12 protein-coding genes are annotated in these 13,167 nt (G+C 62.8%); 3 read left to right on the forward strand and 9 right to left on the reverse strand.

The window, feature by feature from the left end:
• Window positions 1–38 precede the first annotated feature (38 nt).
• Both FZZ90_RS04465 and gloA read right to left on the reverse strand, forming a co-directional pair.
• Window positions 39–2,804, reverse strand: a complete 2,766-nt coding sequence (locus FZZ90_RS04465) for an ATP-dependent Clp protease ATP-binding subunit (RefSeq protein WP_226424558.1) — start codon at window positions 2,802–2,804, stop codon at window positions 39–41.
• Window positions 2,805–2,812: 8 nt separating this feature from the next.
• On the reverse strand, window positions 2,813–3,211 hold the full coding sequence (gene gloA, locus FZZ90_RS04470) for a lactoylglutathione lyase (RefSeq protein ID WP_011365402.1): 399 nt from the start codon (window positions 3,209–3,211) through the stop codon (window positions 2,813–2,815).
• 112 nt (window positions 3,212–3,323) lie between these two features.
• On the opposite strand from gloA, the gene eno reads away from it, so the two are divergent.
• Window positions 3,324–4,616 carry a phosphopyruvate hydratase gene (gene eno / locus FZZ90_RS04475; RefSeq protein ID WP_226424559.1) on the forward strand — a complete coding sequence of 431 codons (1,293 nt, stop codon included), beginning with the start codon at window positions 3,324–3,326 and terminating at the stop codon, window positions 4,614–4,616.
• Window positions 4,617–4,637: 21 nt separating this feature from the next.
• On the opposite strand, the gene FZZ90_RS04480 is transcribed toward eno, so the two are convergent.
• The 4 genes from FZZ90_RS04480 to argJ are packed head-to-tail and all read right to left on the reverse strand — an operon-like array spanning window position 4,638 to window position 8,473.
• Window positions 4,638–6,290 (reverse strand): AarF/ABC1/UbiB kinase family protein, encoded by a 1,653-nt coding sequence (locus tag FZZ90_RS04480; protein ID WP_226424560.1) that lies wholly within the window; start codon window positions 6,288–6,290, stop codon window positions 4,638–4,640.
• Complete coding sequence (locus FZZ90_RS04485; RefSeq protein WP_226424561.1) at window positions 6,290–6,601, reverse strand: hypothetical protein; 312 nt, start codon at window positions 6,599–6,601, stop codon at window positions 6,290–6,292. Before FZZ90_RS04485 ends, FZZ90_RS04480 begins: the two co-directional genes overlap by 1 nt.
• A 45-nt stretch (window positions 6,602–6,646) precedes the next feature.
• Entirely contained in the window at window positions 6,647–7,219 is a 573-nt protein-coding gene (locus tag FZZ90_RS04490; protein ID WP_226424562.1) for a hypothetical protein, read from the reverse strand.
• 51 nt (window positions 7,220–7,270) lie between these two features.
• Entirely contained in the window at window positions 7,271–8,473 is a 1,203-nt protein-coding gene (argJ, locus tag FZZ90_RS04495; protein WP_226425012.1) for a bifunctional glutamate N-acetyltransferase/amino-acid acetyltransferase ArgJ, read from the reverse strand.
• Window positions 8,474–8,523: 50 nt separating this feature from the next.
• On the opposite strand from argJ, the gene coaE reads away from it, so the two are divergent.
• Window positions 8,524–9,150, forward strand: a complete 627-nt coding sequence (gene coaE / locus FZZ90_RS04500) for a dephospho-CoA kinase (protein WP_226424563.1) — start codon at window positions 8,524–8,526, stop codon at window positions 9,148–9,150.
• Here coaE and FZZ90_RS04505 read toward each other — a convergent pair.
• Together FZZ90_RS04505 and gatB are read right to left on the reverse strand one after the other, a co-directional pair.
• Window positions 9,147–9,938, reverse strand: a complete 792-nt coding sequence (locus FZZ90_RS04505; RefSeq protein WP_226424564.1) for a 2OG-Fe(II) oxygenase — start codon at window positions 9,936–9,938, stop codon at window positions 9,147–9,149. The two genes, coaE and FZZ90_RS04505, sit on opposite strands and share 4 nt — an antisense overlap.
• Window positions 9,938–11,419, reverse strand: coding sequence for an Asp-tRNA(Asn)/Glu-tRNA(Gln) amidotransferase subunit GatB (gene gatB, locus FZZ90_RS04510; RefSeq protein WP_226424565.1), 1,482 nt, complete (start codon window positions 11,417–11,419; stop codon window positions 9,938–9,940). The genes FZZ90_RS04505 and gatB overlap by 1 nt, the downstream gene beginning before the upstream one ends.
• Before the next feature lie 91 nt (window positions 11,420–11,510).
• On the opposite strand from gatB, the gene thiO reads away from it, so the two are divergent.
• The gene (gene thiO, locus FZZ90_RS04515) at window positions 11,511–12,623 is read left to right on the forward strand and encodes a glycine oxidase ThiO (protein ID WP_226424566.1); all 1,113 of its coding nucleotides are present in this window, start codon (window positions 11,511–11,513) and stop codon (window positions 12,621–12,623) included.
• Window positions 12,624–12,638: 15 nt separating this feature from the next.
• On the opposite strand, the gene ndk is transcribed toward thiO, so the two are convergent.
• Window positions 12,639–13,094, reverse strand: a complete 456-nt coding sequence (ndk, locus tag FZZ90_RS04520; RefSeq protein WP_025362563.1) for a nucleoside-diphosphate kinase — start codon at window positions 13,092–13,094, stop codon at window positions 12,639–12,641.
• Between the last annotated feature and the right edge of the window lie 73 nt (window positions 13,095–13,167).

Raw genomic sequence — 13,167 nt, forward strand, 5'->3', positions numbered from 1 at the left:
CAAGGCACTTCGCCAAACAGACACCTTACCGGATGCCCTCAAACCCCCACCGGATCGAACACCAGAGCATCCGTGCCGGCCTCCCCCAGCCGCACCGTCACGCCACTAGCTCCGACAAAGCGCTCCTCAAGCAGCAGTGTGGAGAGCGGATTTTCCAGCTGGCGCCGCAACACCCGACGCAGGGGCCTCGCCCCGTACTCCGGTTCATGGCCCTGACGGGCCATGGCCTCAGCGACAGCCTCATCCACGAGCAGCGCCAGGCCCTGCTCGGCCAACAGGGCAGCGAGATCCTTCAGTTGCAGCTGAACAATCCGCACCAGATCGGAGACCTCCAAGGGACGGAACCGAATCACCTCATCAATCCGATTGAGGAATTCAGGCCTGAACTGACTGGAGAGCGCTACATCCACCTGCTGTTGAAGGCCTAACTCATCCGTGGATCCCGAGCGGGCATGTTCAAGGATCGCCGGGCTGGCCAGATTGCTGGTCATCACAATCACGGTGTGGCGGAAATCGACGGTGCGGCCCTGGGAATCAGTGAGCCGGCCGTCATCCAGCACCTGCAGCAGCAGGTTGAACACATCGGGATGAGCCTTCTCCACTTCATCGAGAAGCAGCACCGCATAAGGGCGGCGGCGCACGGCCTCAGTGAGCTGCCCCCCCTCTTCGTAGCCGACATAGCCAGGGGGAGCACCGATCAGCCGAGCCACGGCATTCCGCTCCATGAACTCGCTCATGTCGAGGCGAACCAGGGCCTCCTCTTCATCAAACAGCGAACCCGCCAACGCCTTCGCCAGCTCGGTCTTGCCGACGCCGGTCGGCCCGAGAAACAGGAAGGAGCCCACCGGACGACGGGGATCCTTCATGCCGGCCCGGGCCCGGCGGATAGCAGCAGCAACAGCCGTCACCGCCTCACCCTGACCAATCACCCGTTGAGCGAGCTGGGCGTCGAGGTCCAGGAGTTTGCGCCGCTCGCCCGCCAACAGCCGCTGCACGGGGATCCCGGTCCAGCGGGCCACCAGATCCGCGATGTCACCGGCCTCCACCTGCTCGCGCAACAGAGCAGTTCCGGCGGACTGTGCCTCCGCCTGGGACGCCTCCAGTTCATCCCGGCGCTGCTGCAAGCGGTGCAGCTGGTCGTATTGGAGGCGGGCCGCTTCCTCGAGGTCACCATCCCGCTCAGCCTCAGCAATGGCATGACGCAGGTCTTCGTCCTGCTGGAGCAGCTGGCCGAGTTCCTCCAGCTGACCGCGCTCCTCCTGCCAGCGCCGCCGCAGATCATCCAGTCGTGTGGACACTTCAAGCCGGTTGCGCTGGAGCTGAATCCGTTCCGCTTCAGGGGCCTGCTCAGCAGCAAGCAGGGCCAGTTCAACGCGGCGGAGATCTGCCTCGGCCTCCTCCACCACCTGCGGCTTGGAGGTGACCTCCATCTTCAGTTGTGCCGCCGCCTCATCGATCAGATCAATGGCTTTGTCCGGCAGGCAGCGATCGCTGATGTAGCGGTCGGCGAGACGGTTAGCGGTCTGAATGGCCTCATCGGTAATCGTGACGCCGTGGTGCAGCTCGTAGCGCTCCTTCAATCCGCGCAAAATTTCGAGGCTCAACTCCAGATCCGGCTCCCGGATCACCACCTGCTGGAAGCGACGGTTGAGGGCCGGATCCTTTTCCACCGTGAGCCTGTAATCCTCCGGCGTGGTGGCACCGATACAGCGCAGATCCCCACGGGCGAGGGCTGGCTTCAACAGGCTGCCGGCATCGGTGCTACTGCGATCACTACCGACAACGGTATGCAGCTCATCGATGAACAAGACCACACCGGAATCGGAACCACTCACCTCCTCGAGCACCGAGCGCAGGCGTTCCTCGAACTGACCTCGGAACTTGGCACCGGCGATCAAAGCCCCGAGATCCAGCGATACCAGACGCAGACCCTGCAGCGACTCCGGCACTTCACCCGCCACGATCCGCTGCGCCAGGAGCTCCGCAATCGCTGTTTTGCCAACACCGGGTTCACCGATGAGCACCGGATTGTTCTTGCTCCGGCGTGAGAGCACTTTGATCAAGTTGCGAATTTCAGAATCACGACCGATCCCCGGATCCAGGCTGCCTGCTTCCGCCTCTTCGGTGAGATCCCGCCCGTAGGACTCCAGGGCCGTGGGTAGCTCCTCCAAAGAGGCCTCAGGGGCAGGCGGCTGGGGGGCGACTGGCTCTGGCCCGCGCACCTCACGGGAGGACGACGAAACTCGCGCCACCCGTTCACGGCGGGGCGCTGCTTGCGGAACCTCTGGCTGAGACCGCGGCATCGGCCGCTGCTGGGGTGGAAGGGGAACTCCAGGAACCGGATCATCCATGCCCCGTCGGATCAGTTGCTCCAGGGCATCCGCGGACAGACCAAAGCCGGCAAATAGATCAGCACCGATCCGCTGATCCGCACCGATGGCCATCAGCACTTCCGGCAGATCGATGACGTCGCCATTCCAGCGCCGACGGATGGCATCAGCCGAATCGAGCAGCTGTTCCAGGTCGTCACCGATGAAGAGCTCATCGCCTTGCCCAGAGGGCTGATCGGCCAGCACATCCTCCAAGCGATCCAAGAGCGCATCGATGGGGAGGGGCAAGCGCTCCACCAGGCGGCGGCAGGAGGGGTCGGTGAACAGCACCTGGATCAGGTGCTCCACGTCCAACTGCTCATGGCGCCAGCGACGGGCGACGTCCTGACCACTCAGCAGCAGATCCCAAGCCGCTTCGCTAAAGCGATCCGGCTCATGGGTGAGGCTGCCGTTCAACGCTGGCGATGAAGTCATCCGGTTCTTCAGGCGTGAGCTTTGGAGGACATCTCGATCAATTCCACCTTGTAGCCATCCGGATCCTCAACAAAGGCGATGACGGTGGTGCCGTGCTTCATCGGACCAGGCTCCCGCACCACACGACCACCCTTGTCGGCAATGCCGGCGCAGGTGCTGTGGATGTCTTCCACCCCCAGCGCGATGTGCCCATAGGCATCACCCAGGGTGTAGCTGTCGGTGTCCCAGTTGTGGGTGAGTTCCAGAACCGTGTGGTCTTTCTCCGACCCATAGCCAACAAAAGCCAGGGTGAAGCGGCCGCTGGGGTAGTCCTTTCGACGCAGAAGCTGCATGCCCAGGACCTCGGTGTAGAAGCCCAGAGACCGCTCCAGATCAGCGACCCGGAGCATGGTGTGAAGCATCCGCATGGGTGAGCGTCGTGCAGATTGAACCTGACGTCATTCTGGCCAGGTATGACCCGTCACAACAGGGGAGAGAGGGGCGACTCATAAGATCCCCGGGTTAAGCGTGCGTCCCAACGTGATCGATTCCCTCGACCTCGTCATCGACACAATCGTGGCCCGAGAGGTGCTCGATTCCCGCGGCAACCCAACGGTGGAAGCCGAAGTGCTGCTCGAAGGAGGTGCCATGGGACGGGCCATCGTCCCCAGTGGTGCCAGCACCGGTGCCCACGAAGCCCACGAACTGCGTGATGGGGGCGACCGCTATATGGGCAAGGGCGTGGGGCAGGCCGTGAATCACATCGAGGAGCGGATCGCACCAGCCCTCTGTGGCCTTTCCGCCCTAGATCAAGCAGCCGTGGACGCCGCGATGCTGGAGCTGGATGGAAGCGATAACAAATCCAACCTGGGAGCCAACGCGATCCTGGCGGTGAGCATGGCCACCGCCCGCGCTGCTGCCAACGGGCTGGGGATCCCCCTCTACCGCTATCTCGGCGGCCCGATGGCCAACCTGCTGCCGGTGCCGTTGATGAACGTGATCAACGGTGGCGCCCATGCCGCCAACAGCCTGGACTTCCAGGAATTCATGCTGGTCCCCCACGGCGCCCCGAGCTTCCGCGAAGCACTGCGGATGGGCACCGAGGTGTTCCACACGCTCAAGAAACTGCTCAGCGACAAAGGCATGAGCACCGCCGTGGGTGATGAAGGCGGCTTCGCGCCTGATCTGGGCAATGTGGAAGCCGGCGAAATCCTGGTGGAAGCGATCAGCAAAGCGGGCTACAAGCCCGGCGAACAGATCTCCCTGGCCCTGGACGTGGCCAGCACCGAATTCTTCGAGAACGGCCGTTATGCCTTTGATGGCGGCAGCTACACCAGCGCCGAGATGGTTGGCCAACTCGAGCAATTGGTGGAAAAATTCCCGATCGTTTCGATCGAGGACGGCCTGGCAGAAGACGACTGGGATGGCTGGAAGCTGCTGACCGAACGCCTCGGCGGCAAGGTGCAGCTGGTGGGTGACGACCTGTTCGTCACCAACACCAAGCGTCTGCAGCAGGGCATCGACAGCGCCACGGCCAACTCGATCCTGATCAAGGTGAACCAGATCGGTTCGCTCACCGAAACCCTTCAGGCCATCGACCTGGCGGGCCGCTCCGGCTACACCAGCGTGATCAGCCACCGCAGTGGCGAAACCGAAGACACCACCATCGCCGACCTCTCCGTCGCCACCCGCGCCGGACAGATCAAGACCGGCTCCCTCAGCCGCAGCGAGCGGGTCGCCAAATACAACCAGCTGCTTCGCATCGAAGACGAGCTGGGCAGCCAGGCCGTGTATGCCGGCGCTGTTGGCCAAGGTCCCCACGGCAAGGCCTGATCTTCGGCCTCCAAGAAAAATTCAACGGTTGGAACCGGGCAACTGCTCCAACCGTTGATCACGACGGATCTTGACCTGCATTCGGAACCAGCCCAAACCCACCGGCAAGGCAGCAGCGGCCGGAAGAATTGACCAGAGCGGGCGTGCACTGGCACCAACGATGGCTGTGGCCAAAGCCAGGCATCCAAGCAACACAGATTGGCCAATCGATTGCTGGGCCAGCGCCATCCGGCGGAACTGTCGATCCGATTCACCCAGCCGTACTTGAAGCTGAAGATCCCCCTGCTCCAGACGTTCCAGGCTTTCGTCCAGGCGTCGCGGGAAGGCCGCAGCCCGGCTGCTGAGGGCCCCGACTTGACGGCCGAGTTCGTTGAACAGATCGTTGCTGCCGGAGCCGCTGGAGGTCATGAGTGGAAGGAGGTAAGGCTTAGCGATCGCCACCAAGCTAAAAGCGGGATCGAGGCTGCGGCCAACACCCTCGAAGGTGGATAACGCCCGCATCACAAAGATCAGTTCAACCGGCAACCGAAAGGGCTGGCCATACACCAGGTCGTAAAGATCGCCGGAAAGTTTGTCGATCGCGTTGGCCGTGAACGGTGGAGTGAGGGCCTCCTGCAGCATCAGCCGCACGAGACGGCGCACCGGACCCACATCAATGCCGCCGGAGATCACCCCGGCCGCCTGCATCTCCTCCACCAATGCCGCTGAATCCCTCGCAGCAGCAGCACGGACCATGGCTCCCAGACGTCGACGCAAGCCGTCTGACAACAGGCCCATCATCCCGAAGTCGTAGTAGATGAGCGCTCCATCACTCGCCACGGCGAGGTTGCCGGGATGGGGGTCGGCATGGAAGAAGCCAAACCGCACCAACTGCTTGAGATAACTGGCGGCACCCACCTCAGCCACCGCGGCCGGATCAATACCGGCTTCGATCAATGCCTCACGGTCGTTGACCTTGATGCCTGGTAGGTAGTCGAGACAGAGCACACGGCGCGTACTCAACTCCCAGATCACACCGGGGATCCTGATCCGTTCGTCATCCAGAAATTGCTGACGGAAACGCGCTGCATATTGGGCCTCGACGCGGAAATCGAGCTCACGCAGCAACACACGTCGGCATTCCCGTGCCATCGCCGGCCAATCGCGACCACGCCCCCAACTGGGATTGCGTTGCAGCACAGCCGCCACCTGCTGCATCACCTCAAGATCAAGGCGAAACAGGCGATCGAGCCCAGGCCGCTGCACCTTGAGCACCACCTGTCGGCCACTGCGCAGGCTGGCGCGATGCACCTGGGCCAGCGAGGCAGCGCCAAGGGGTTCGGGGTCGAGGTCGATCACCTCGGCACAGCGCTGACCAAGCTCTCGCTCGAGCACGGTCTGCACCTGATCAAAACTGACCGCCGGAACGCTGTCCTGCAGCGCTGCCAGTTCGGCCACCCAACCCGCAGGGAGGATGTCTGGACGAGCGGAGAGCAGTTGCCCCAGCTTGATGAAGGCGGAACCCAAAGACAGCAGCTCAGCTGTCAACCAGCGAGCTCGCTGTTGCTGACGGCGAGCTCGCCGCTCGGCGGTGACACCACCGCGATAGGTCCAGGACTGACCATCCCACCAAAGCAGCAGCAGGAGCGTCAGGACAGCGCACCAGATCCTGAGCGCGCGCAGCAGTCCAAGCATCAGGGGCGTGCCTCGATCGCTTGGCTCAGATCAGCCACCGTGGCCCGGAGACGATCAATCACCGCTTGTGGGTTCTCCGACGGTTCCGATGAGGACGCCCCATCCGTGCTGACTGTGACCTGATCACCCCGTTCAATCCGTTCCGCTTCGGCACGCACCTCGTCCTGAAACAGATCCCATTCCTGGCGCAGCCGTTCCGGGGCGTCTTGCGCCAATACCGCCAACTCCGCTGCCGCGTCTGCAAAGCCGTGGCCAAGGCGCGCACTGATGCGATTCACCGTGGCGCGAATCAAGGCCTCCGACGAGCCCATGGACCGATTGCAGACAGCTTCAACTGTGGCAGATCCAATCGGAGATCAGGGCTGAGGCGGGATCACGGGCTCGATGGTTTCAAAAAAGGCTTCAGCACCAGGAGGCAGCACCGCAGGTTCCGGCTCAGCCACCAACACCGGTGAATCACCATCAGGGACAACCACAGCAGGCATCACCTCGATGGACTCCTCTGGAATCACCAGGGAATCGGCGTTGCTGTCATCAAGCTCGGGGGCGATGGTTTGGGGATCCGACCAGGCTGGGGCCGTCCACACCGGAGGTTCGGGCGTCTGCAGAGCCAGATCGGGTTTGATCGTTTCCTTGACCACTGGTTTGGCCGGTCGGCTCGCGGCCTCAGCGGCCTCTAGGGCTGTGACATCCACTTGCAGCGCTGCATCCTCGTCGCTGAACCGGGCCCGAATCTCCTGCAGGGAATCCCCTGGAAACGCAAGCGGTGTGAAAGCCTCAGAGACAGGGTCTTCAGCATTGGTCTGCAGCGTCAGCACCCGCTCGGTGATGCCGTAACCGAGGGCGAAACAACAACCAGCCACCAAAGGGCCAACCCAGAAACGGGACTGGATCTCAACGGGAGCGTCAGGGGAACTGGCCTTGTCCACGGGTGGGTCTGACGGAGACTCGGATTGTGACAGGAATCCAGAACAGAAGCTTCAAGTGGTGTAGTCGGCGTTAATCCGCACGTATTGATCCGAAAGGTCACATCCCCAGGCCTGACCACTTCCGGAGCCATGCCCAAGGCGGAGGCGAATCGGGACGTGGTCTTGCCGCAAGGCGTCGCTGGCTGCAGCGCGATCAAAGGCCACGGGTTGACCGGCCGCCATCAGTTGATGAGGACCAATCCAAAGAGCAACGGCATCCGGCTCGAAAGACACGCCGGAGCGACCTGCTGCCGCCACGATCCGCCCCCAGTTCGGATCACGGCCATGAACTGCGGTCTTCACCAAGGAAGAGCCACAAACCGTGCGCGCCACCTGCAACGCCGCGGCCTCGTCAACAGCACCCTCCACCTGCACCTCGATCAGACAGGTCGCCCCTTCACCATCCCGGGCAATGGCCTGGGCGAGCTGCTGCATCGCCTGAGTGAGGCCCTGTTCGAGAACGGCATAGTGCTCTTGGGCCAGCGGTAGGCCTGCCGCGAAGGCCAGCACGGTGTCGTTGGTGCTGGTGTCTCCATCGACGGTGATGGCGTTGAAGGAACGCTGCACCGCGCGCTGCACCATCCCCTGCCAGGCGACGGCGTCAACGCCAGCATCGCAACTGAAGAATCCGAGCATCGTGGCCATGTCGGGATGAATCATTCCCGAGCCTTTGGCCATCCCTCCGATGCGCACCCGGCGCCCCTCCAGCTCCAGTTCAAGTGCCACCTGCTTGTCCACCAAATCGGTGGTGAGGATGGCGTTGGCAGCGGCATCACCACCCGCGTCATCCAGGGCTTCAACCAAAGGAGCCAAGCCAGCCAAGAGGGTCGTCATCGGAATCGGCACACCAATCACGCCTGTGGAGCAGATCAACACCGACTCCGCATCAACGCCGAGCTGATCCGCAAGCACCTGGGTCGCGCGCTGACTATCAACCAAACCGCGATCCCCGGTGCAGGCATTGGCCTGACCGGAATTGATCAACACAGCACGGGCCTGGCCGCCATGGCTGACGAGACGATCACGGCAGAGATCAACACAGGCCGCCCGCACCACTGAGGTGGTGAAGGTGCCCGCACAAATAGCCGCCTCCGGTGCCAACACCAGCGCCAGATCAGGCTTACCCGAAGGCTTCAGGCCAGCAACGATGCCCGCAGCCTGGAATCCATTCGGCGCCGTCACACCACCCTGGATCGGTTGCCAAGAAGAAGCCATCGCCACCGCAGATCCGCCGCGAGACACTGGATGCATCCTGCTCCGACACCATGGCGCCTGGCGAGCTTTTCTCGCAACGACGCATCGGGCTCACGGGCGGAATTGCAAGCGGCAAGAGCAGCGTGGGGCGTTGGTTGGCGCAACAAGGTCTTCCGGTGTTGGATGCGGATCAATTCGCCCGAGAGGCTCTCGCGCCTGGGCGCCAGGCCACCCACACCGTGCTGCAGCGGTATGGCTCCACGGTCCAGGCCGAGGGAGGCGCGGCCGTCGACCGAGCTGCGCTGGGTCGGATCGTGTTCCAAGACTCCGCTGAGCGTCAGTGGCTCGAGCAACTGATTCACCCGCTCGTTCGGGAGCGCTTCGACCAAGCACTCAGCCTCCATACCGAGGCACCAACCGTTGTGCTGATGATTCCGCTGTTGTTCGAAGCGGGTTTGGAGTCGCTCTGCAGTGAAATCTGGGTGGTCGACTGCGATGAATCCCAACAACTCGAGCGCTTGATCACACGGGACGGGCTGAGTGCTGAAGCTGCTCAAGCCCGCATCAACGCCCAGTGGCCCCTGAGCCGGAAACGCGGCTTGGCGGACCACGTGATTTCCAATCGAGAGCAACCTGGCGCTTGGCGAGCCCAGGCGGTGGGTCTGCTCAACGCAACAGCGAAAGCAAAACCCGGTTAGCCGTTACGCCCGAAGTCGGCACGGAACCACTTGGTGATCACCCATTTGTGGCCCACCTCCACCGGCAAGGCCTCATGCAGCGTGAAGGGGTTGGGGGTGCCATCGGCCTGGAGGTTGTTCCAGGCCAACGCCATCCCAGGCACAGGCGTGAACGAACGCTCCAGGCGGCGGAACAGCGTCTCTCCCCCCCGCTCAACAGCGTTGAGATAAACCATCACCGTCCAGGTGCGTTGCCCGCCGCTGTCGGTATGGGTGGCGTATTCCTCTGTGCCCGGCGAAAACCAGTCCGTGTGTTCCTTGAAGTACTCGCCGGGGTCGTAGCGCTGCCCCTGAATCGGTTCCGAGAGGCGCGGATCAACACCGAATAAGGCCGCAAAGCGCTGATCAAGGGTCGCCGCCAGCTGGGGATGGTTCTGACGCAGATGGCAGGTGCGGCTGGTGCGGTAGTCACTGCTGCCGCGGGTCACCGTCGACGGCTGCAGTGACGCATTGATGGCGTCGATCACTTGCCCGCATTCCTCGTGGCTGAGCAGGGCCGGCAACTCATACAACTGGGCGAGTGAGGTATCGAGCCGCCAGGCACGGGGCCGGTGCTCCTTTCGGGTGAGGGGTGACTCAAACCAAGCGAGCCAATCCGGGTTGGACGACTGGAGAACGGCCGCAATCGCCTCTCGCGAAAACCCCTGATCGAGGGCCCGCTGAATCAGCCCCTCCGAATCACAGCCTCGATCGCGGTTCTGCAGCAGCCACTCCTTCCAGGCGTCGGGAATGGCTGCTGCTCCGCTCATCAACCCTTGAGTTTCTTGCTCAGAATCTGGTTGGCGAGTTTGGGATCAGCTTTACCACCGGTCTTCTTCATCAACTGTCCGACAAAGAAGCCCTGCAGCTTGGTCTTACCACCACGGAAGGCTTCCACCTCATCGGGATGGGCTCCCAACAGCTCATCGACGATCGCCTCAATGGCCGCCGGATCGCTGATCATGCCGAGGCCGCGCTCGTCGACGATCGCTTTGGGTGAGCCGCCTTTCTCCAGCAGCTCAGGCAGGATCTCCTTGGCGATCTTGCCGCTGATCTTGCCCCCATCAATCAGTTGCACCATCTCGGCCAACTGCTCAGGCCGGAAGGGCAGTTCGGCAAAGCTGAGCCGGTTGCTGTTCACGTGGGCAGCAATGTCTCCGGTGATCCAGTTCGCCGCAAGCTTGGCGTCAGCACCAGCGCCCACAACGGCCTCGAAGTAGTCGGCCATCGGACGCTCATCGGTGAGCACCCGCGCGTCGTACTGGGAGAGGCCCAGATCATCGGCGTAGCGATGGCGTTTGACGGCCGGCAGCTCGGGCAGCTCAGCGCGCCAGGACTCCCGCTGATCCGCACTCACCTCAATCGGGCCCAGGTCGGGATCCGGGAAGTAGCGGTAATCGCTGGCCCCTTCCTTGCTGCGCATGCTCTTGGTGAGCTGCTTTCCCTCGTCCCAAAGGCGGGTCTCCTGAACGATCGGCTCACCGGTTTCGTAGGCCTTGATCTGACGCTTGATCTCGTACTCGCAGGCCTTTTGGATGGCCGAAAACGAGTTCATGTTCTTAATTTCCACCTTCGTCCCGAAGGGCGCATCCGGCCCCCGACGCACGGAGATGTTGACGTCGCAACGCAAGGATCCCTCCTGCATATTGCCGTCGCTCACACCCAGGTAACGCATGATCCGGCGGATCTCCGAGGCGTATTCCGCAGCCTCGCGACCGGTGCGCAAATCCGGCTTGCTGACGATCTCGGCCAGGGCCACACCAGCGCGGTTGTAATCCACCAAGGAATGGGTGGATCCCGCCAGACGGTCGCTACCGGCATGCACCAACTTGCCGGCGTCCTCCTCCATGTGCAGACGCTCGATGCCGATCGTCTTCAGGTAAGTGTCCTTTCCTTTTTCAGCGACCTCCACCTCGATCCAGCCTTCCTCAGCGATCGGCTCGTCGTACTGGGAGATCTGGTAGTTCTTCGGGAGGTCGGGATAGAAGTACTGCTTCCGGTCGAACTTGCTGTGTTCGGCGATGTTGAGGTTGAGGGCCATCGCAGCCTTCACCGCGTACTCGAGCACCTTCTGATTCAGCACCGGCAACGTGCCGGGCAGACCGCACACCACCGGGTCGATGTGGGTGTTGGGGTCATCGCCAAAGGTGGTCGACGCCGCCGTGAAAATTTTGCTGTCAGTTCCCAGCTGCACGTGGGTCTCGAGACCGATCACGGCCTCCCAGGCCGGTTGGGTTGCTGCGTCGGCCATGCGCCCTTGATGTGAAGCAGATTCCGGGATCCTATGGAATCAGGATGAAGCCCTCTCCTGACAGCATGACAAGCAAGGGCCTTTCTCGCGCATGACTGCCGCCTCTGCCTCAGCCGTCTGCGTTTTGGGTGGGGGATTGATGGGCTTAGCCGTTGCTCATCAGCTGGCCCGTCGCGGGCAGAGCGTGTCCGTGATCAGCCGCCGCCGCAGTGAAGCTGCCGGCTTTGTGGCTGCCGGCATGCTGGCGCCCCATGCCGAAGGATTGAGCGGCGAGCTATTGGAACTGGGCCAAGCCAGCCTCGAGCGGATCCCCCGCTGGGTGGCACAGATCGAGGGGGACAGCGGCTTGGGCTGCGGCCTGCGCACCAGCGGCATCGTGGTGCCGTTCCGGACAGCAACCGAGCGGGACGCTTACCCCACCGCCAGCTTCGGACAAACCTTGGACCGCAAGGGCCTGGAGCGGGAAATCCCAGGATTGGGGCCGGAGTGGAGCACCGGGTTGCTGTTCGAGCAGGACGGCCAGATCGACAACCGAAGGCAATTGATGCGGGCCCTGGAGCGCGCCTGCGTGTCCCTGGGCGTGCATTTCATGGAAGGGGCCGAGGTGCTTGATCTGGAAAGAGATGCCGCTGGACAGCTCAGCGGCATCCATCTGCGCAGCGTCGAAGGGGAACAGCAGCAACTGAGCTGCCGGCAGGCGGTGCTCTGCAGCGGCGCCTGGAGCCAACAGCTGGTGCCGCAACTGCCCGTGTTCCCGGTGAAAGGCCAGATGCTCTCCCTACAAGGGCCGCGGGAGGCGCTCAAGCGAGTGATCTTCGGCCCCGGCACCTATTTGGTTCCACGCGAAGACGGATTGATCGTGGTTGGGGCCACCAGCGAACAGGACGCCGGATTTGCTGAAGGCCTCACGCCCGATGGCCAAAAACAACTGCAAACGGGCATCGCTAGCCTGCTGCCAATTGCGGCCAACTGGCCCCCGATGGAGCGTTGGTGGGGGTTCCGGCCCTGCACACCCGACGAAGGCCCTCTGCTCGGCCCTGGCCCGCTGCCAGGCCTGTGGCTGGCCTGCGGGCACCACCGCAATGGCGTTCTCCTCGCTGCCATCACGGCTGAGCTCACGGCCGACGCCGTCATGAAAAAGGCCCCCGACGCAGCCGAAGAGGCGTTGTTAGAGGCTTTCCGCTGGAACCGATTTGAAAACTGATCGAAAACTGAGCAATCAGCCTTCGACGCGCCACTCCTGATCAGAAGGAGACCAGTCGTTCAGCTCGGAGGCTTCAAACCAGAGGCCGATCTCGAAGGCAGCGGTTTCAGCAGCATCGGAACCGTGGATGACGTTGCGACCGATGTTGACGGCCAGATCGCCACGAATGGTGCCGGGCTCGGCTTCGAGGGGCTTGGTGGCACCGATCAGTTTGCGGGCGCTGGCAATGACGCCATCGCCTTCCCACACCATGGCAACCACGGGGCCAGAGGTAATGAAGTCGACCAGACCGGCAAAGAAGGGACGCTCCTTGTGGACGCCGTAGTGCTGCTCTGCCAGGGCGCGGCTGGGGGTGATCTGCTTTAAACCGACCAGCTTGAATCCCTTGCGCTCAAAGCGGCCGAGGATCTCGCCCACCAGACCGCGCTGGACGCCGTCGGGCTTGATGGCGATGAACGTGCGTTCGGCCATGGATTTGGTGTGAATAAAAGCGCCGCCATCGTCAGTGCTGGCCACCCCGCTTGGCAAGCACAGGCCTTGGGCA

Source organism: Synechococcus sp. MU1617, from assembly GCF_020514235.1.
Lineage (GTDB): Bacteria > Cyanobacteriota > Cyanobacteriia > PCC-6307 > Cyanobiaceae > Parasynechococcus.

What these genes read in the sequence shown, in the direction of transcription:
- ndk (WP_025362563.1), bottom strand. Translation starts at nt 13,094, where the DNA reads ATGGCCGAACGCACGTTCATCGCCATCAAGCCCGACGGCGTCCAGCGC.
- FZZ90_RS04505 (WP_226424564.1), bottom strand. Translation starts at nt 9,938, where the DNA reads ATGAGCGGAGCAGCAGCCATTCCCGACGCCTGGAAGGAGTGGCTGCTG.
- gloA (WP_011365402.1), bottom strand. Translation starts at nt 3,211, where the DNA reads ATGCGGATGCTTCACACCATGCTCCGGGTCGCTGATCTGGAGCGGTCT.
- thiO (WP_226424566.1), top strand. Translation starts at nt 11,511, where the DNA reads ATGACTGCCGCCTCTGCCTCAGCCGTCTGCGTTTTGGGTGGGGGATTG.
- FZZ90_RS04465 (WP_226424558.1), bottom strand. Translation starts at nt 2,804, where the DNA reads ATGACTTCATCGCCAGCGTTGAACGGCAGCCTCACCCATGAGCCGGAT.
- FZZ90_RS04480 (WP_226424560.1), bottom strand. Translation starts at nt 6,290, where the DNA reads ATGCTTGGACTGCTGCGCGCGCTCAGGATCTGGTGCGCTGTCCTGACG.
- FZZ90_RS04485 (WP_226424561.1), bottom strand. Translation starts at nt 6,601, where the DNA reads ATGGGCTCGTCGGAGGCCTTGATTCGCGCCACGGTGAATCGCATCAGT.
- argJ (WP_226425012.1), bottom strand. Translation starts at nt 8,473, where the DNA reads ATGGCTTCTTCTTGGCAACCGATCCAGGGTGGTGTGACGGCGCCGAAT.
- coaE (WP_226424563.1), top strand. Translation starts at nt 8,524, where the DNA reads ATGGCGCCTGGCGAGCTTTTCTCGCAACGACGCATCGGGCTCACGGGC.
- gatB (WP_226424565.1), bottom strand. Translation starts at nt 11,419, where the DNA reads ATGGCCGACGCAGCAACCCAACCGGCCTGGGAGGCCGTGATCGGTCTC.